The organism is Pandoraea nosoerga, assembly GCF_902459585.1.
Lineage (GTDB): Bacteria > Pseudomonadota > Gammaproteobacteria > Burkholderiales > Burkholderiaceae > Pandoraea > Pandoraea nosoerga.
The window spans coordinates 214070-232894 of record NZ_CABPSC010000005.1; the positions used below are offsets into that span (position 1 = coordinate 214070).

The window sequence follows — 18825 nt, forward strand, 5'->3', positions numbered from 1 at the left end:
CGAGCGTGCCCGAACGTGCCGAGCGTGCCCGAACGCGCCGAGCGTGCCCAGCGTGCCGAGCGTGCCGAGCCTGCGCGATGCGCCACGGTCATCGCCAAAGGAGCTGCCCATGAGTCGTGCCCCCCGCCCCCTCCCCGCCGCGGACGAAGCCGCCTCGCTCGCGCGCGCCTGGGTGAGCCACTTCGCGAAGCCGTCGGGCATCGGCATGACGCTCGCCTTCATCGCGGGCTACATCGACGTCGTCGGGTTCATCGCGCTGTTCGGTCTGTTCACGTCACACGTGACCGGCAACTTCGTGATGATCGGCGTGCAGCTCGTCGCGGCCACGCACGTCGGCGTGGTGGCCAAGCTGCTGGCATTGCCGGTGTTCGTCCTCTTCGTGGCGATGGTCAAACTGGTCGTACAGGCTGCCTCGCGCACCGGGCGCCGCCCGCTGCGTCTGCTGCTCGGCGCGCAGACGCTGCTGCTGCTCGGCTTCATGATCGTGGGGCTCGTCGCGCAGCCGATCGTCTCGGCCGACGCCCCCCTCGCTGTCCTCTCGGGCATGTTCGGCGTGGCGGCCCTCGCCGTCCAGAACGCCGTCGGCCGCATCGTGCTGGCCGACCTCGCGCCGACCACCATCATGACCGGCAACACCACGCAGATCGTCATCGACATGGTGGAACTCGCTGGCGGCGATCGCGGCAGCGGCTCGGCCGCTCGCGCGCGCCTGCGCAAGATGCTGCCTGCGCTGGCTGCATTCGCCGTGAGCGCGATCTTCGGCGGCTTCGCCTATCAAGGCGCGGGCTTCTGGAGCGTGCTGCTGCCCGTCGCACTGCTCGTGGCACTCGCGTTCGCGAACGAATGACACGAATGACACGAATGGCGCGAGCGGTGCGCCGGTGCACCAACGTGCGAGCCGGCCGCTCGCGCCCGCGCCTCGGGCGAACGCGGTAAAATCGCTCCCTTCGCGCGCGAGGCAAATGCCACGGCGTGCTTCGCAACATTCCCGGCTCCGGCGGGCGCCTGGCTTCGTCGGAGCGTCCGCCGGCTCCCCGCCACTCGGTTTCATTCCTCACGACAGTGACTACCATCGCCTCCGATCTCCCGCCGAACGACGACATCTGCGCACACAGCGACGCCATTCACGAAGACCGCCTGTGGCGCGACGACGGCTGGACGGCGAAGGTGGTGAAGAACGAGGAGGATGACGGCTGGGCGGTGGCCATGTACAAGGACGGCGAGTCGGAACCGGCGCTCGTCGGACCGTGGACGATGGGGCGCGACAAGAAAAATCCGAAACCGCTCGACGTCGGTGCATTCCACACGCTGGTGAAGACGGCGGCCGAAGTATTGCGCCGCCACGAGCAGCAGTTGCACGCGCAGTTGCACAAGCGCGTGAGCATCGAAGGGCCGGACGGTGACATCGACGTCACGCTCGACATCGTGCCCGACGACTATGATCCCTATGCCATGCTGAGCGCGGTCGACCGCTTCGGCGAGACGATCGCATCGGTCAAGGTCGCGCCGACGTTCAAGCTCTCACGCAACAGTGCGCGCGCATGGGTCGAGAACGACTTTCAGCGCCCCCAGTGAGCGCCCGCTCCGCTCGTCAGCCAATGACTTGGAATACCGGGATATCCCACCGTCTGGCTGCTTGCGTGCGCGCTGCCTAAGATCTTAGCTCCCCGGCACGTCGCTCGCCGCGCAAGCGGGTACTCACACGGCGATGCGCCGACGTCTGGTAACGTCCGTTCTGGAGCTTCCCGCATGAAACGCTTTCACGTCGCGCTCGCCGTGCGCGACCTCGACCAATCCATCGCCGACTATTCGGCACGCCTCGGCCAGCCGCCCTCGGCGGTCGTGCCCGGCGCATACGCCATGTGGCGCACCGATCTGCTCAACTTCTCCATCAATCAGTCGCCGGGCCGCGCCGGCGAGTTGCGGCACGTCGGATTCGAAGACGACGAGACGCCGGGATATTCGAGCAGCACCGATTGCAACGGCCTGCTGTGGGAAGCCTTCTCGGCCGACGAGCAGGATCGCCGGATAGTGAGCACTTACGGGGTTGCGGTGCGCCACGCCTGACCCGATGCGCGAGCGCGCGCCTGCGATCGTGCGTGGGCGCGCCGTTGCAGTATGGCCAACGCGCCTCACGCCGGCACTTCGTCCGATGCCTCGGGCGCGGCCGGCGTGCCGAAACCCGGCAGCGGGCGCTGCCAGCGCTGCGCAATGAACACACCGATGAGCGCGACGCCGCCGCCAAACACATGAAACGCGTGCAAGCGCTCACCCAGCATCACCACTGCAATCGCGGCCGTCATCACGGGCAACACATTGATGAACATGCTGCAGCGATTCGGCCCGAGGTGCCGAATGCCCTGGATCCACAGAATCGGCAACAGGATCGACGCGCCGAGTCCCGCATACAGCACGAGCGGCACGGTCGCCATGTTGAGCTGTGCCTGACCGTCCGGCACGATGGCCACCATCGGGATCATCGTCACGAGCGCGGCCCACGCCTGCACGTAGGTCGACTGCGCCGGCGGCACGGCCACATGCCAGCGCCGCAGCAGTACGCTGTACAGGCCATACGACGCCGACGCGATCAGCATGAGCACATCGCCCGGATGCACGCCCCCGTCGAGCAGTTGCGAGGGATGGCCCTGACCGATCAGATAGACGAGGCCCGCGAGCGAGAGCAGACCGCCGACGAGCATGCCGAGCGTGGGCGGCTCGCGCAGCAGCACCACGCTCCAGAGCAGCGTGAGCAGCGGCGCGAGTGCGGTCACGATAGCCATGTTCGTCGCCGTGGTGCTGTGCGCCGCAAGATACGACAGGCTCTGATAGAACGACATGCTCAGGAAGCCGAGGAACGCGAGCTTCGCGAGTTGCGGGCGAATATGGTGCCAGTTGCGCGCCAGCGGCCGAATGACGAACGGCGTCATGACGGCCAGGGCCAGCACCAGCCGATAGAACGTGATGGCCGACGGCGCAATCGCGGTGGCCGAGAGCTTCGAGACGATGACATTGCCCGCCCAGAGCAGCATGGCGCCGAGCGGATACAGGAAGTACCCCATGATGATTTTCCGCAAGTGTGAAGGTGGAACGAGAAGTGCGAAACGCCATCGTCCCCGATGCCATGCAGGGTGTCTCGCGCTAAAATGCCCAAACCTGTCTCAAAAGGGACACCAGCGAGCCGATTCATGGATTCCCGCCTGACCGACCACCTGCGCTACGAGAGCACACCCATGCCGATGGCGGCCATGGCGGTCGACTATGCGCACAACGAGTTCATCGCATCGCACAGCCACCGCCGCGCACAACTGCTCTATGCGATCGAAGGCGTGATGATCATCGGGTCGGCCTCGGGACGCTGGGTGGTGCCGCCCACACGCGGCGTGTGGCTCGCGGCCGGGCTCGAACACACCGTGCGCATGAGCGGCAACGTGAAGATGCGCACCGTCTTCGTCGAGCCGGGCAACGAGCCGCTGCCCGACAAGAGCTGCGTGGTGGAGATCACGCCGCTCATGCGCGAGCTGATTCTCGCCGCCATCGACGTGCCGCCCGACTACGCACCGGACTCGCGCGACGCGCGGCTCATGCGTCTGCTGCTCGACGAGCTCATCGCCCTGCCGGTACTGCCGCTCTACCTGCCGTGGCCGAGCAACGCGCGGCTCGCCCGCGTGTGCGAGCATCTGATGCGCTCGCCGTGCGACGATGCAACCATCGACGCATGGGCGCGCGACGCCGGGCTGTCGGCGAAGACGTTTCAGCGCAACTTTGCCCGAGAGACGGGCGTGACGTTCGGTCGCTGGCGTCAGCAGGCGCGGTTGCTGCAGGCGCTCGAAGCGCTCGCCCGCGGCGAGAAGATCGTCAATGTCGCCCTCGATCACGGCTACGCCAGCCAAAGCGCCTTTGCCGCGATGTTCAAGCGCCACTTCGGCGTGTCGCCCTCGGCGTTTTATCGATGACCCCACGACGCATTCGTCGTTTCACCGGAGACCTCACATGCATTACCTGCTGACTTACGACCTCGTCGACGATTACCTGGAGCGCCGCGCACAGTATCGCGAGGCGCATCTCGCCCTTGCGTGGGAGGCGTCCGAGCGCGGCGAACTGCTGCTCGCCGGCGCGCTGGAATCGCCCGTCGACACGGCGGCACTGCTGTTCGAAGGCGACTCGCCGGCAGCGGCAGAGGCATTTGCGACGGCCGATCCCTACGTGGTGAACGGACTGGTGAAATCGTGGCGTGTACGGCCGTGGAAGACCGTCGTCGGCAAGACGGCGAGTTCGCCGGTGCGCTGAACGAGGCAGAAAGAGGAGGAAGGAGGGCGAAGAGGAAGAAGAAGGGACGGGAAGCGACTACCGCAGAAAAAACAAAACCCGCCTGGCCGTAAAGCCAAGCGGGTTTGCCGACAACCGATTCCCGTCGCGGGTTCGTAGGAACCTCACGCCGATGCATCTGGCGTCCCCTAGGGGATTCGAACCCCTGTACTCACCGTGAAAGGGTGATGTCCTAGGCCTCTAGACGAAGGGGACATAAAGTCTTCGTTTTGGTGGAGGTAAGCGGGATCGAACCGCTGACCTCTTGCATGCCATGCAAGCGCTCTCCCAGCTGAGCTATACCCCCGTACTGCGAAGAAGTGAGACTATAGCGCAGCTTCGCGAACTTGGGAAGCCCCCCCGCGCAAATTTTTTCGGACAACCCGGATGTCACGCCCTACTGGCTCAGGCCCCGCGCCTCGATCGGCCACAAATCTTCGACGCGTCCATGCCGCACGGCGACGTATCGGTCATACAGATTGACGGTCGGATCACAATGGCCGGGCACGAGCAGGATCGGCTCGCCGAGCCACGCGGCGCCGTCGTCGTCGGGCGAGCCCAACTCGAGCACGCCATGCTCGTCGGAGGCCGTGCGGTAACGCGGCGTGCCCGCCAGTTGCGAGGACCAGAAGCGCGGCAATCCGGAATCGGTCGCCACGCTCTTGAGGCCGGCGTCGCACACGATGATGCCGGCGCGCGCCGTACTCATCACCGTCGACGCGAGGAACAGCCCATGCCGGAAGCGCCAGTCGTCTCGCCACTCGAGCGCCCCGTAGTGACCATCGAAGAACACGTATGAGCCCGGCTGAATTTCCGTATAGACGCCACTGTCGATGTCGAACTCGGCCGTGCCGGTGCCACCGCCCGTCACCACCGGGCAGACGATGCCGCGCGCCTCGAGGAACCGCACGCAGACCGCCGCCTGGTCGGCGGCAAGCCGCGCCGTGTCGCGACGCCGCGCCCACGCCTCGATATGCTGGGCACTGCCGTGATACGCCTGGATGCCACCAAAGCGCAGGCCTTCGTAGTGGTCGATGGCCTCGACGAGCCGCGCCACCTTGTCGGTCGAATCGACGCCACAGCGCCCCTGCCCCACGTCGACTTCGGGCAGCACCGCGATGCGCACGCCGGCGCGCTGCGCGGCCTTGCCGAGCGGCGCGACCTGACGCACGTCGTCGACGCAGACCGACAGCGCGACGCGCGACGCGAGCGCCACGGCCAGCGCCACGCGCGCCTCGCCGACGAACTCATTGCTGATGTGGATGCTGCCGATGCCGGCGTTGGCGAACGGAACGGCCTCGGTGAGCTTCTGGCAGCAAATGCCGACCGCACCCGCGGCGATCTGCTCGCGTGCGATCGTCACGCTCTTGTGGGCCTTTGCGTGCGGACGCACGGCCACACCGCGCGCCGCCGCCGCACCGGCCATGCGCGCGACGTTGGCGTCGAAGGCATCGAGGTCGAGCAGCAACGAAGGTGTGGCGATCTGCGCGAGCGTGTCGCCAATGCGCGCCACGGGCGGCACGGCCAGCGCACTGTCGGCAGCGCGCGGCGCGCAGGACGCCGATGAAGCCGTTGCAGCGGACAAGTCATATGAATCGGACATCACAATCCCTTCGAGGAGAGACACGAGGCGGGGCAGTGCCGGCGTGTATTGTTGCAAGGGCTTGCACGCGCGCTGCCTATGCAACCGCATGAGCGCGTGAGAACCACGCACTCATGCAGGGAGCCCCACGGGAGCCATGCTGGACGATCAGGCAGAACGATCAGGCAGGCAGCGCACGGGCCAGGACACGCGCGACGTGGATCGCTTCAGTCTGCGCGCCATCGTGAATCTGATGCCGGCAACTGGTGCCGTCCGCGACGACGATGGCATTCGCACTGCGCTGCCGGATCGCCGGCAACAGCGACAGTTCCGACATGGCACGCGACGTGTCGTAATGCTCTGCCTCATAGCCGAAGCTGCCCGCCATGCCGCAACACGACGATTCGATCGATGATACCTTCAGCCCCGGCAGCCAGCCAAGCACGGTCGTGACGGGCGAATACGCATCGAACGCCTTCTGATGACAGTGCCCGTGCACCAGCGCCTCGCTCGCGCCGTCGGGCAGCGTCCGCCACGCCACGTCGAAGCGCCCGGCCGTCTTCTCACGAACCAGAAATTCCTCAAAAAGGAACGCGTTGTCCGCCAGCTTGCGGGCCGCCTCGCCAAAGCCGTAGCCGAGCACCTCGTCGCGCAGCGACAACAGGCACGACGGCTCGAGCCCCACGATCGGCACGCCTTGCTCCACGAAAGGCAGCAGGGCATCGAGCAGGCGCTTCGCTTCGGCTTTCGCCTCGTCGACCAGGCCTGCCGCGAGGAACGTTCGACCGCAGCACAGCGGCCGCTCGCCCGCGCGCTGGTTCACATGGACCGTGTAGCCGGCAGCTTCGAGCACCCGCCGGGCGGCCTGCGCGTTCTCCGGTTCCATATAGTTGTTGAACGTGTCGACGAAGAGCAGCACCTGGCGCTCGCCCTGTGCCGGCGACGGCTTCGCGGCGAGCGGTGTCTGGCGCGCCAGAAACGACGACTTGAGCGCCGGCAGCGAGCGCTCGGGCGCCAGGCCAAGCCAGCGCTTCGCGGCGTTGCTGCCGGGCAGGCGCTGCGCGGCGTCGAACAGGCCGCCGACGCGGCTCGCCCACGGCGCGTATCGCGGCAGGTACGCGATGAGCCTGTCGCGCAGCGACAGCCCGTGGCGCTTCGCCCGCGCGTGGCGCGCCTCGATCTTGAAACGCGCCATGTCGATGCCGGTCGGGCAGTCGCGTTTGCAACCCTTGCACGACACGCACAGATCGAGCGCGGCCTTCACGTCGTCGCTCGCCAGTCCGTCATCACCCAGTTGTCCGGACACGGCCAGCCGCAGCGTATTGGCACGCCCGCGGGTGACGTGCTGCTCGTCGCGCGTCACGCGATAGCTCGGGCACATCGTGCCCGCGTCGAACTTGCGGCAGTGGCCGTTGTTGTTGCACATCTCGACGGCCGACGCGAGACCGTGCGTCGCGTCGGTGCCCGTACCGGGCGCGGTCTGCTCGCCCGTGAGCGCATCGCGCTGCACGTTCCAGGCCGCCCAGTCGAGTGCGGGCGTGAACGGCTTCGCGGCATACCCGGGCGCGAAGCGGAACAGTTCGCGCGTATCCATCTTCGGTGGACGCACCATCTTGTCCGGATTGAAGCGGTTCTCCGGATCGAACAGCGCCTTGATCTCGCCGAACGCCGCATTCAGGCGCGGCCCATACTGCCAGGCCACCCACTCGCCGCGGCACAGCCCGTCGCCATGCTCGCCGGAATAAGCCCCCTTGTATTCGCGCACGAGCGCGGCGGCCTCCTCGGCGATGGCGCGCATCTTCACGGCGCCGTCGCGGCGCATGTCGAGAATCGGGCGCACGTGCAGCGTGCCCACACTCGCGTGCGCGTACCAAGTGCCTTCCGTTCCGTACCGATGGAACACTTCCGTCAGACGCCGGGTGTACTCGGCCAGGTGCTCGAGCGGCACCGCGCAGTCTTCGATGAAGGACACCGGCTTGCCGTCGCCCTTCATGCTCATCATGATGTTGAGCCCGGCCTTGCGCACTTCCCACAGCGCCTTTTGCGGCCCGGCGTCGGGCATCTTCACCACGCAATCGGGCAGACCGAGATCCCCCATGAGCGCAGCGAGATCGTCGAGCTTGCGGCGCAGCGCCGCCGCGTCGTCGCCGGCGAACTCCACGAGCAGGATCGCTTGCGGATCGCCCACGAGCGCCTTCTCGATCACCGGCCGGAACGCCGCGTTGTCCATGGCGAGGTCGATCATCGTGCGATCGACCAGCTCCACCGCCACCGGCCCGAGCTTGACGATGTGCTGCGTGAGATCCATCGCCTGGTAGAAGGTCGGGAAGTTGACCACGCCGAGCGTCTTGTGCGCCGGCAGCGGCGCGAGCTTCAGCGTGATCTGACGGCTGTAGGCGAGCGTCCCCTCGGAGCCCACGAGCAGATGTGACAGATTGGCCACGCCGTCGTCGGTGTACGCGCGCGGGTTGAGGCAATCGAACAGATCGAGGTTGTAGCCTGCCACGCGGCGCAGCACGCGCGGCACGCGCTCGCGCAGCTCGTCGCGCTCGCGCAGCGCGATCTCCCGCACGCGCTCGAGAATCGCTCGCGTGCGTGCGTCCGAGGGCGGCGTGTGCAGCGAGCCGAAGTGCAGTTGGGCGCCGTCGGCGAGCACCGCGTCGATGCCCAGCACGTTGTGTACCATGTTGCCGTACTCGAGCGATCGCGAGCCGCACGAGTTGTTGCCCGCCATGCCGCCGATGGTGCACTGGGCAGCCGTCGACACGTCCACCGGAAACCACAGCCCATGAGGCTTGAGCCACGCGTTCAGATGATCGAGCACGATCCCCGGCTCGACGGTGACCGTGCGCGCCTGGGCGTCGAACGCCACCACCCGATTGAGCCACTTGCTGTTGTCGATGACGAGCGCTTCACCGATCGTCTGGCCGCACTGGCTCGTGCCGGCGCCGCGCGCGAGCACCGGCACGCGTTGATCACGGGCGATGTCGAGGGCGCGAATCAGATCGTCCTGGTCGCGCGGCACGACCACGCCGATCGGGAATATCTGATAGATCGACGCGTCGGTCGCGTAACGGCCGCGGCTCGCGCGATCGAACAGCACGTCGCCGCGCAGCTCGCGACGCAGCCGGTCCTGCAGCGGTGTGAGCACCACCCCGCCGCGCTGCATCGGTACCAGATGCACGGGGTGGCCGACCAGATTTGCTCGGGAGTTCGATGGGTGATTCATGATTGTGCTGGCAAATGCGTCACGCGGGCTGGCGGGCGTTGCTCGCCCCGGCCGCCTCGCCGGCCACCGAGAACTTGCTTTCGGGCTGCATGCGGAAGGCGAGAACCACGCCCACGGCCATGAGCACCATGCTGCCCACGAACGGCAGTTCCCAGTTGCCCGTCCGGTCGATCAGATAGCCGGAGAGCACGGGCGAGATGATGGCCGCGAGCGCCGAGCCGGTGTTCATCATGCCGCTGGCCGTGCCCGAGTATTCCGGCGCGATGTCCATCGGAATCGCCCACATCGGCCCGATCGTCATTTCGGCGAAGAAGAAGCCGAACGCGAGGCAGGCCATCGACACGTACAGGTGGTGCGTGAACATCATCGGCACGAGCGAGACCAGCGTGAGCAGCATGCACACCGACACCATCCAGCTGCGTGCGCGCTTCAGACTGCCCGTGCGCTCATAGAGCTTGTCCGTCACGACGCCGCCGAGCGTATCGCCGACCACGCCCGCGAAGAACACGCTCGATGCGAACAGCGCCGACTTCTTCAGGTCGAGGTCGTAGCTATGCAGGAAGTACTGCGGAATCCATGACAGGAACAACCACAGCGTCCAGCCGTAGCAGAAGTACACGATCGTCACCGGCACCATGCGCTTGAAGAGCGGGCCCCACGGCACCGAGGCACTCTTGGCCTTGAGCGCGGGCAGCACGGCGAGCTCTTCGGTCGTGATGCGCGGATGATCCTGCGGACGTTCGGTAAACGTGAAGCCCCACAGCACTACCCACAGAAGGCTCACGATCCCGCACAGGTAAAACGACTCGCGCCAGCCGTGCGTGGCCATGATGAACACGACCACGGCCGGCGCCACGGCGTTGCCAATGCGCGAGGCGGCGTGCGTGATGCCCTGGGCGAAGCCGCGCTTTTCCTTGGCGACCCAGCGCGACATCGCCGACGTGGCCGCGGGGAACGTGGCGCCCTCGCCAAGCCCGAGCAGCAGGCGCGCGAGCAGCAGCGTGACGAGGCCGCCGGCCATGCCCGTGAGGATGGTGGCCACGGCCCACAGTCCGCCGCACACGAGCAGCGTGCGCTTCGCGCCGAAGCGGTCGCTCACCCAGCCACCGATGATCTGGAAGACGAGATAGGGATAGGCAAATGCGGAGAAGACCAGACCGATTTCGGTCTTGCTGAGATTGAATTCCTTGCCGAAGCCGGCGGCAGCGGTACTGACGTTGACGCGATCGAGGTAGGTGATGAAATACATAACGCATAACATCACCAGCACGACCCTTGTCGCTCGGAAAAGCTTCATTGCACGTCTCCTGAAACATCCTGTGAAGCGCGTCCGCCCGATGCGGATCGCGCACGAGGTGTTGCTGCGGCCCGGACCCTTCTCTCACGAGGCCCGTGACCGCATCGTTCGCAAACAAAGCAAAGCGTTCACTGCAAGGGCGCCGCCTGCGGCGCTCGGCGCCCCTCGTCTCCTGGTATCGGGGACTACGGCACGTCAGGCGGCGGCCTTGAGCGCGGGCGTGTCCTGCGCCTTCGCCAGATAGTCCATCGCCGCCACCACGCCGGAGCCGGCAAGGTTCACGCCCGAGAGCTGCAGGCCCATTTCGCAGCCGGCGAGCGTGGCCATGAGCGTGAGGTCGTTGCAGTCGCCGAGGTGGCCGATGCGGAACATCGTCCCGCGGATCTTGCCAAGCGCCTGGCCGAGCGACATGTCGAAGCGCTCGTAGATGCGCTTGCGCACGGCGTCCGCGTCCACGCCCTGCGGCATGACCACACCGGTGAGCACCGGGCTGTAGACGGCAGGGTCCTGGCACTGGATCTCGAGCCCCCACGCGCGCACGGCGCGGCGCGCCGCTTCGGCCAGACGCTGGTGACGGGCAAACACGTTGTCCAGCCCCTCCTCCAGAATCATGTCGAGCGCTTCGGACAGCCCATAGAGCAGGTTGGTGTTCGGCGTGTACGGCCAGTAGCCGTTCTTGTTCGCTTCGATGATTTCCTGCCAGCCCCAGAACGCGCGCGGCAGCTTCGCGTGGCGGCTCGCTTCGAGCGCCTTGGCCGAGACCGCGTTGAAGCTGATGCCCGGCGGCAGCATCAGGCCCTTTTGCGAGCCCGAGACGGTGACGTCGACGCCCCACTCGTCGTGGCGATAGTCGGCCGAGCCCAGCCCGGAGATCGTGTCGACGAGCAGCAGCGCCGGGTGGCCCGCGGCGTCGATGGCCCGGCGCACGGCGGCAATGTCCGAAGTCACGCCGGTCGACGTTTCGTTATGCACCACGCAAACGGCCTTGATGCCGTGCCCGGTGTCGGCGCGCAGGCGCGCTTCGATCATGTCGGGCTGCACGCCGCGGCGCCAGCCTTCGGTGCCCGGCAGGCCGATGAACTCGGGCCTCAGGCCGAGGTTTTCGGCCATCTTCTTCCACAGCGTGGCGAAGTGCCCCGTCTCGAACATCAGCACATGATCGCCCGGCGAGAGCGTGTTCGAGAGCGCCGCCTCCCATGCGCCCGTGCCCGAGGCCGGATAGATCACCACCGGTTGTTCAGTCTTGAAAATCTTCTTGATGTCGGTGAGTACCTTCCGGCCGAGCGCGCCGAACTCCGGGCCGCGGTGGTCGATAGTCGGGTAGCTCATGGCGCGCAGAATACGGTCGGGCACCGGGCTCGGCCCCGGAATCTGCAGGAAGTGGCGGCCCGAGGGGTGGAAATCGAGCTTCAGCATGAACGTCTCTCTCCTGTGAAAAATCCGCTTTTGAATTTTGCATTCAAAATACTTTAGCAGACGCAAGGATCTTCGCAAGGGCGGAGAAGCGCTTTTAATACAGGCGTTTACCCTAGCGATACGGCGACCTCAGCCGGTACGGTACAATCGCGGCCATGAAGGTTTGATGGTTTTGAATGCAAAAAAATGGAAAACGCGTCGACGATTGCCGCTCCCGAGATTCCGCGTGTGGAACGTCTGCACCTGCACGACACGGTGGTGGAGCATTTGCGCAAGCTCATCATCGAAGGGGTTCTGTCGCCCGGGGTGAAACTCAACGAGCGCGAGCTTTGCGAAACGCTGGGCATCTCGCGCACGCCGCTGCGCGAGGCGTTCAAGGTGCTGGCGGCCGAAGGCCTCATCGAGATCGCGCCGAACCGCGGCGCGAGCGTGGCACGTATGACGGAGAAGGAAATCCGCGAGATGTTCGAGCTCATGAGCGCTCTCGAAGCCTTCTCGGGCGAACTCGCGGCCGAGCGCATGACCGCCGTCGAACTGGCCGAGATCAAGGCGCTGCATTACGCCATGCTCGCCTGCCGGGCGCAGCAGGACTTGCCGGGTTACTACGCCCGCAATCAGGCCATCCACGATCGCATCAACGAAGCGGCGCGCAACGGCGCGCTGCGTCAGACTTACGTGTCGATCAATCGCCGCCTCATGGCACTGCGCTTTCGTTCGAACTTCCACACGGACAAGTGGGACCGCGCCATTGCCGAGCACGAGCAGATGATCGATGCACTGGAAAAGCATGACGGCAAGCGGCTCGGCGAGATTCTGCGCAAGCACTTGCTGGCCAAGCGCGACGCCGTGCTGCAGATCCACGCCGAGCCGCCCGGCGACGCGCCGGGCAACTGACTCGCCTGTCCAGCGAATCGGCGGCAATGCAAACAAAAGGGCGAGGCGCCGATCAGCGCCTCGCCCTTTTGATTCATCCCACGAAATGATCGACGAGATGGCCGGGATGGATGGGAATGAATCGGCGCCCCCCCGCCCGTCGGTCACAACCGGCGTTCGGCGGCCTCCAGTGCGCGGCGCGCCAGCACTGCCGGCGATTCGAGCACCTCGCCCGCCAGGCGCGCGACCAGCGCGGCGACATTGCGGCCATACTGCTTGCCGGCGATCACGTCTGCCGGGTCGAGTGCATAGGCGGCGTCGCCGTCCGCTCCCTGCCCTACGACCGCCGGAAAGTCGCTCGGATGGCGGCTGCTGGCCGACTTGCGCGGCACGGCTTCGTGCTCGTCGGCGTCGGCCCACACCATGCCGTGAACACTGGCGAGCGCGGCGAAGTACTCGAGGGTGTCGCGCTTGTCGTCGCCGGAACGGCAACTGAACGCGAAACCGCCCGCGACCTTGTTGCGCCAGTGTCCGGCGCGCCACATGCCGAGGGTGGCGTCGGCAAAGGCCTTGAAGGGTGCGGCGATACCGCCCTGAAATGCCGGCGCGCCGAAGATGATCGCGTCGGCGTTGGCCAGACGCGCGAGCGTGGCTTCGTCGTGCCACTGCCCGTCGATGAGTTGATGCGGCTCGATGCTGATCAATTGCGCATGCGCGCCTGCGTCGTTCACGCCCTGAGCGACCGAGTGGGCAATCATGGCGGTTGCGCCGCCCTGCGAGTAATAAACGATTGCAATATTGGACATGGCGTAGTGCTTCCCTATTGGATGTCCGCCCCATGGCACCGCCGGGATCGCGCTTCCCTTCGCTTCCGCTGGCTGTCTGGACATCAGTCAAGGCCAAATGATGCCAGTGATAACCCCTAGGGAATAGCCCGCATAAATGGACATGACTGTTCCGTCAAAGATAACAATCGGACGGCTACGCCACGCTGTCGGGTCGTCGACACGACGCTGAGCGGAAAATGGACCCACGCGGACCACGGTCCCCACGCCGCGTGTCCGGCGACGATGTCGGCGCATTCGCCCCCCTTTTCGCGCGACAGTCCGCCCCGCTACCAGACGGCCGATGCCGCCTCATCGGCGTGGCGGCGCGCCCAATCGCTCCGACAGCCGGTCGGCGAGTTCCCGAATCTGCCGGCCGATGCGCTGCCCGGTGGCCGCGTCGACCTCGTTCGTCAGGAAGCTGACGGCAAGGCCTGCCACGGCGCGCTCGCCACTCGCGTCGAAGACCGGCGCACCAAAACAGGTCATGCCTTCGCGCATTTGGCCGTTGTCGATCGAATACCCGTCGCGGCGCACCTGCGCCATTTCCTCGGCCAATGCCGAAAAACTTCCCACGCTCGCTCGCGTGAGCGGCTCGGGCCAGGCGCGGACGAGCAGATCGGCGGCCTCGTCGGGCGGCAGCGTCGAGAGCATCGCCTTGCCCGTGGCCGTGTAGGGCGCAGGCAGCCGCATGCCGATGCGAAAGGTCACGCCAAGCGGGCGATCGCCGTTGTGGCAGGCCAGATAAATCACGTGCGCGCCGTCAAGGACGGACAGCGTCACCGTCTCCTCGGCAAACGCGCGCGAGGCCTCCCACACCGCCCGGAACTCCTCGGTGATGTTCGTCTGCGACAGGAACGCGTTGGCCCATCCCATCACATACGAGCCCATCGTCATGCCGCCATTGGGGTGACGCTTGACGAGCCGCAGCTTGACCAGCGTGTCGCACAGCCCATGCAGCGTGCTCTTCGGCACGCCCGTCTCGCGCGCCAGATCGGCCAGCGTCACAGGCTCCGCGGACGCGGCGATCACGTCGAGGACCTGCACGGCGCGCACCACGGCAGGCGCCGTGGTTTTGAGCGGCCGCGCCTCACCTGTCGCGGGGAAGGCGTGCACGGGAACATCGAGTTTGCGCTTGGGCATGGTCAGTGTGGGTTGCCGAGAACGCCGGTTGCATGCGAAACGTTCCCTGCGTAGAATGAAATTCAATACATAGAATATCGTTCAATAGGTAGAACAGCAAGCCCCGAGACAGGGACATTGCCGTCTTCCTCCCGTCCACCGCCATTACGACAAGCCGGCGAGTCCGGCCCACTGCCATGCAACTCAAAGACACCACGCTTCTCAAGACCCTTGCCTGGGTCGACGGCCAATGGATCGCCGCCGACAGCGGCAAGGCGTTCGACGTCCTCGATCCCGCCACGGGCGAGGTGCTCGCCCGGGTGCCCGAGCTCGGCGCGCAGGAAACCACGCGCGCGATTCTCGCTGCCGAAGCCGCGCAAAAGCCCTGGGCCGCCCGCACGGGCAAGGAGCGCGCCGCCGTACTGCGTCGCTGGTTCGACCTGGTGGTCGCGAACACCGACGACCTCGCGTATCTCATGACGCGCGAGCAGGGCAAGCCGCTGGCCGAAGCGCGTGGCGAGATCGCCTACGCCGCGAGCTTCATCGAGTGGTTTGCGGAAGAGGCCAAGCGCGTGGACGGCGACGTGCTGGCAACGCCCGCGGCGGACAAGCGCCTCGTCACGATCAGGCAGCCGGTCGGCGTGTGTGCCGCGATCACGCCGTGGAACTTCCCCGCCGCGATGATCACGCGCAAGGTCGCGCCGGCGCTCGCCGCGGGCTGCGCCATCGTCGTCAAACCGTCGGAGCTCACACCGCTGTCAGCCTTCGCACTCGCGGAACTGGCCCATCGCGCCGGCATTCCGGGCGGCGTGTTCCAGGTAGTGACGGGCGACGCGCGCGCCGTGGGCGGTGTGCTCACGTCGCACCCGAGCGTGCGCAAGCTGTCGTTTACGGGCTCGACGGGGGTGGGTCGTCTGCTCATGGCGCAATGCGCGCCCACGGTCAAGCGCATGTCGCTGGAGCTCGGCGGCAATGCGCCGTTCATCGTGTTCGACGATGCGGATCTCGACGCGGCGGTCGAAGGCGCGCTCGCCGCGAAGTACCGCAACGGCGGGCAAACGTGCGTGTGCGCGAATCGCTTCTACATCCAGGAGAGCGTCTACGACGCGTTCGCCGAGAAGTTCGCGAAGCGAGTGGCCGCGATGAAGGTCGGCAACGGTCTGGAGGACGGCGTGGTGATCGGCCCGCTGATCGAGCCGAAGGCCGTGGACAAGGTGGTCGCACTCGTCGAAGACGCGAAGTCGCATGGCGGCCGCGTGCTCGTGGGCGGCGCGGCGCATGCGCTGGGCGGCACGTACTACGCGCCGACGGTGATTGCCGACGCCACTTCGCAGATGCGCGTGGCGCGCGAGGAAATCTTCGGCCCGGTGGCGCCGCTGTTCCGCTTTTCGCGGGACGCCGACGCGGTGGCGCTCGCCAACGATACGGAATTCGGACTGGCTGCGTATCTGTACACGCGCGACATCGCACGCGCCTGGCGCACGGCCGAGGCGCTCGAATACGGCATGGTCGGCCTGAACACCGGCCTGATCTCGAACGAGGTCGCGCCGTTTGGCGGTATCAAGCAGTCGGGCGTGGGCCGCGAAGGTTCTCGCTACGGCATCGAGGAATACCTCGAGCTGAAGTATCTTTGCCTGCAGATGTGATGCGGCACGCGGCGCGCGCCCGCCGGGGCGCGAACCGCGCGAGAATGGCGATGTTTCGAGAGTGCCTGAACAAAGGAAGACGATCATGAATCCGTTTCGTTTCCAGACGGTCCCGACCGTCGTCGTGGAATTTGGTGCCGCCCGCCGGCTGGGCGCGCTGCTTCGCGAGCAGTATCCGACCAGCAGGCGTCTGTGCGTGGTAACGGACGGCTTCCTGCACAAGAGCGGTCTGCTCGCGCCTGCCCTGGCCGATCTGGCCCGGCATGACTGGCAGGTCTCGGTAATCGACGACGTGATCGCCGACCCGCCCGAGCACGTGGTGCTGGCAGCGGCCGAGCGCGCTCGCGCCGCCGACGCGCAGATCGTGCTCGGGCTGGGGGGCGGCTCGTCGATGGACGTCGCGAAACTGCTCGCCGTGCTGCTGCCGGGCACACAGTCGATTGGGGACATGTATGGCGTCAAGAAGGTAACGGGGACGCGCCTGCCTCTGGTGCAGATGCCGACGACGGCCGGCACGGGCTCCGAAGTGACCGCGGTGTCGATCGTGACGACAGGCGAGACGACGAAAATGGGCGTGGTCGCGCCGCAACTCTTTGCGGACCTCGCGATTCTCGACGCGGAGCTCACGCTGGGTCTGCCGCGCGCCGCGACCGCGGCAACGGGCATCGACGCGATGGTGCATGCCATCGAGGCCTACACGAGCGCGCACCTGAAGAATCCGGTCTCGGACATGCTCGCCATGAAGGCGCTGGAACTGCTCTCGCGAAACCTGCTGCCGGCGTGCAACGACGGCCGCCATCGCGAAGCCCGCGAAGCGATGCTGCTCGGTGCGATGTTCGCGGGTCAATCGTTCGCGAACGCCCCCGTGGCTGCCGTTCACGCCCTCGCCTATCCGATCGGCGGCATCTTTCACGTCGCGCACGGCCTGTCGAACGCCCTCGTGCTCTGCCACGTCATGCGCTTCAACGCGCCCGCCGCGAGCGAGCGCTACGCCGAACTCGCCGACGTGGTGCTGCCAACGAAGATTACCGGCAGCGACGAAGCGAAAACGGACGCGCTCATCCGGCATATCGAAGCGATGATCGTCGACACCGCCATTCCCCGTACATTGCGCGAAGTCGGCATAACGCAGGACGACATCGCCCGCCTGGCGTCGGACGCCATGCGCCAGACCCGACTGCTCGTCAACAATCCCCGCGAGCTCACGCAAGCCGACGCTTTCGCCATCTACAGCGCCGCACTCTGACGGCGCTCTCCTGGCCGGGCTGCGCGACGATGCCGCCCGCTCCTTACCGCGACGAAAGCGGCAAGCCTCGCAGGGTCTCGACGATGGTGTCGGCCAACGCTCCCGGCGCCACCGCACTGACGTCGGACTCCGTCTGCAACGGTGTTGACTGGCAACGCGGCGTGAGGCGCAAATACGGCGGTTCGGCCTTCGCGAACAGCGTCACGCTCGGTGTTGACGTGGTGTGGGCCACGTGCATGAGGCCGCCGTCGGCCCCCACGAAAAGCACCGCATTGGCAATCACGCGCTTCGCGTCGCGCAGCGTCAACTGGCCCGTGAACGACGTCAGTTGCAGATGGACGAACTTCGCCTCCATCAACGCCTTCGCCGCTTCAACGCCATTGCCCGAGCCCAGCAGGACGACGCCAGTCGGCATGCCGGGCTCGCAGGCCACGTCATAGGCCTGCAGGCACTCGCGCCAATGCGCATAGGTGCGGCGCGGCTCCACCCCGCCCATGCCGAGCACGATGAACGGCCCTTGCGGCAACTGCCGCGCAATCGCCTCGGGCAGATCCGACTCCTCGCGAAGATACGGCTTGGCCCGCGCGAACAGTTCGTCGGGCGCCAGACCGAGCGAGAAAACGTCGTTGACCGCCGCCAGGCTGAACTGGGTCTGGTTGCGATCTGGCCCGTGGAAGAATCGGAACAGGCATGCGAACGGCAGCGTCGGGAAAAACCTGCGCTTGAGCCGCAGCGTCGGATAGTTGAATTCCTGCAGCACGATCACGTCGTAATCGGCCGCATCGATGCTCGCCGGATCGTCGAACACCTGACGGAAGATGTCGTCGCCCTCGAACACGGCCTTCAGGCTCGGCGCGATCAGCAGGTCCACCGGCCCCGGGCGCTCTCGCAACAGCGCACGACCCGACATATCCATGACGGCGTCGCCCACCGACGCCTTGCCGCCATAGATCCACAAAACCCGCGCGTCCGGCGCGACATGGCGCACCTCGCGCCTGGCCTGCCCGCTCACGGCGAGCCGCAAACGACGATGCAGATACTTCTTCGCAACGGTGAGCGACGACGTGCGCTGCAGGAATACGTCCGGCTCGTGGTACACCCATGCATACGGAATGCGGGTGCTCGGTTCGGTAAGGGCGCCCAGTCGGCGGGCAATGAAACGCTGCAGTGCCATGGTGGAATCGGTACGGGTCGGCCGCCGCCCCGGCACGCGCCGGGCGGCAAACGCCGGAAGAACGGGAGTATGCCATGGCTGGATGCCCGTGCCGCAACCGGCACGGCCGCC

General features: G+C 66.5%; 16 protein-coding genes and 2 tRNA genes. 8 read left to right on the forward strand and 10 right to left on the reverse strand.

Translation table 11 applies throughout. The features are described from left to right. Positions 1–109 precede the first annotated feature (109 nt). The 3 genes from PNO31109_RS09260 to PNO31109_RS09270 all read left to right on the forward strand — a co-directional run bounded on the left by PNO31109_RS09260 (position 110) and on the right by PNO31109_RS09270 (position 2067). The gene (locus PNO31109_RS09260) at positions 110–847 is read left to right on the forward strand and encodes a YoaK family protein (protein ID WP_174966340.1); all 738 of its coding nucleotides are present in this window, start codon (positions 110–112) and stop codon (positions 845–847) included. Between the two features lie 224 nt (positions 848–1071). Continuing rightward, complete coding sequence (locus tag PNO31109_RS09265; protein WP_150555355.1) at positions 1072–1575, forward strand: hypothetical protein; 504 nt, start codon at positions 1072–1074, stop codon at positions 1573–1575. Positions 1576–1749: 174 nt separating this feature from the next. After that, a complete protein-coding gene (locus PNO31109_RS09270) occupies positions 1750–2067 on the forward strand; it encodes a VOC family protein (RefSeq protein ID WP_150555313.1) in 318 nt (105 codons plus the stop codon). Positions 2068–2132: 65 nt separating this feature from the next. Here the strand turns inward: PNO31109_RS09270 and PNO31109_RS09275 are convergent, their stop codons facing one another. After that, complete coding sequence (locus PNO31109_RS09275) at positions 2133–3059, reverse strand: DMT family transporter (RefSeq protein ID WP_150555314.1); 927 nt, start codon at positions 3057–3059, stop codon at positions 2133–2135. A gap of 126 nt (positions 3060–3185) precedes the next feature. On the opposite strand from PNO31109_RS09275, the gene PNO31109_RS09280 reads away from it, so the two are divergent. Together PNO31109_RS09280 and PNO31109_RS09285 are read left to right on the forward strand one after the other, a co-directional pair. Then, complete coding sequence (locus tag PNO31109_RS09280) at positions 3186–3953, forward strand: AraC family transcriptional regulator (protein ID WP_241014198.1); 768 nt, start codon at positions 3186–3188, stop codon at positions 3951–3953. 37 nt (positions 3954–3990) lie between these two features. Continuing rightward, positions 3991–4287, forward strand: coding sequence for a YciI-like protein (locus PNO31109_RS09285; protein ID WP_150555315.1), 297 nt, complete (start codon positions 3991–3993; stop codon positions 4285–4287). A gap of 158 nt (positions 4288–4445) precedes the next feature. On the opposite strand, the gene PNO31109_RS09290 is transcribed toward PNO31109_RS09285, so the two are convergent. The 6 genes from PNO31109_RS09290 to PNO31109_RS09315 form a co-directional block, all read right to left on the reverse strand. Beyond that, positions 4446–4521 (reverse strand) — tRNA-Glu (locus tag PNO31109_RS09290). 15 nt (positions 4522–4536) lie between these two features. Then, positions 4537–4612: transfer RNA gene (locus PNO31109_RS09295), tRNA-Ala, on the reverse strand. Between the two features lie 90 nt (positions 4613–4702). Next, entirely contained in the window at positions 4703–5908 is a 1206-nt protein-coding gene (locus PNO31109_RS09300; RefSeq protein WP_150555316.1) for a DSD1 family PLP-dependent enzyme, read from the reverse strand. 160 nt (positions 5909–6068) lie between these two features. Next, on the reverse strand, positions 6069–9116 hold the full coding sequence (locus tag PNO31109_RS09305) for an FAD-binding and (Fe-S)-binding domain-containing protein (protein WP_150555317.1): 3048 nt from the start codon (positions 9114–9116) through the stop codon (positions 6069–6071). Positions 9117–9135: 19 nt separating this feature from the next. Beyond that, positions 9136–10413, reverse strand: coding sequence for an MFS transporter (locus PNO31109_RS09310; protein ID WP_150555318.1), 1278 nt, complete (start codon positions 10411–10413; stop codon positions 9136–9138). Between the two features lie 195 nt (positions 10414–10608). Further along, on the reverse strand, positions 10609–11829 hold the full coding sequence (locus tag PNO31109_RS09315; protein WP_150555319.1) for a pyridoxal-phosphate-dependent aminotransferase family protein: 1221 nt from the start codon (positions 11827–11829) through the stop codon (positions 10609–10611). 186 nt (positions 11830–12015) lie between these two features. Between PNO31109_RS09315 and PNO31109_RS09320 the strand changes: the two genes are divergently transcribed. Further along, positions 12016–12723 carry a GntR family transcriptional regulator gene (locus PNO31109_RS09320; protein ID WP_150555320.1) on the forward strand — a complete coding sequence of 236 codons (708 nt, stop codon included), beginning with the start codon at positions 12016–12018 and terminating at the stop codon, positions 12721–12723. Positions 12724–12866: 143 nt separating this feature from the next. Here the strand turns inward: PNO31109_RS09320 and PNO31109_RS09325 are convergent, their stop codons facing one another. Together PNO31109_RS09325 and PNO31109_RS09330 are read right to left on the reverse strand one after the other, a co-directional pair. Beyond that, the gene (locus PNO31109_RS09325; protein ID WP_174966341.1) at positions 12867–13508 is read right to left on the reverse strand and encodes a flavodoxin family protein; all 642 of its coding nucleotides are present in this window, start codon (positions 13506–13508) and stop codon (positions 12867–12869) included. Between the two features lie 330 nt (positions 13509–13838). Then, complete coding sequence (locus tag PNO31109_RS09330) at positions 13839–14669, reverse strand: IclR family transcriptional regulator (RefSeq protein WP_150555322.1); 831 nt, start codon at positions 14667–14669, stop codon at positions 13839–13841. Positions 14670–14845: 176 nt separating this feature from the next. Between PNO31109_RS09330 and PNO31109_RS09335 the strand changes: the two genes are divergently transcribed. After that, positions 14846–16294, forward strand: coding sequence for an NAD-dependent succinate-semialdehyde dehydrogenase (locus tag PNO31109_RS09335; protein ID WP_150555323.1), 1449 nt, complete (start codon positions 14846–14848; stop codon positions 16292–16294). An 85-nt stretch (positions 16295–16379) separates the two neighbouring features. Further along, on the forward strand, positions 16380–17540 hold the full coding sequence (locus PNO31109_RS09340; protein WP_150555324.1) for an iron-containing alcohol dehydrogenase: 1161 nt from the start codon (positions 16380–16382) through the stop codon (positions 17538–17540). 43 nt (positions 17541–17583) lie between these two features. Here PNO31109_RS09340 and PNO31109_RS09345 read toward each other — a convergent pair whose 3' ends face one another. Continuing rightward, complete coding sequence (locus PNO31109_RS09345; protein ID WP_150555325.1) at positions 17584–18714, reverse strand: glycosyltransferase family 9 protein; 1131 nt, start codon at positions 18712–18714, stop codon at positions 17584–17586. Between the last annotated feature and the right edge of the window lie 111 nt (positions 18715–18825).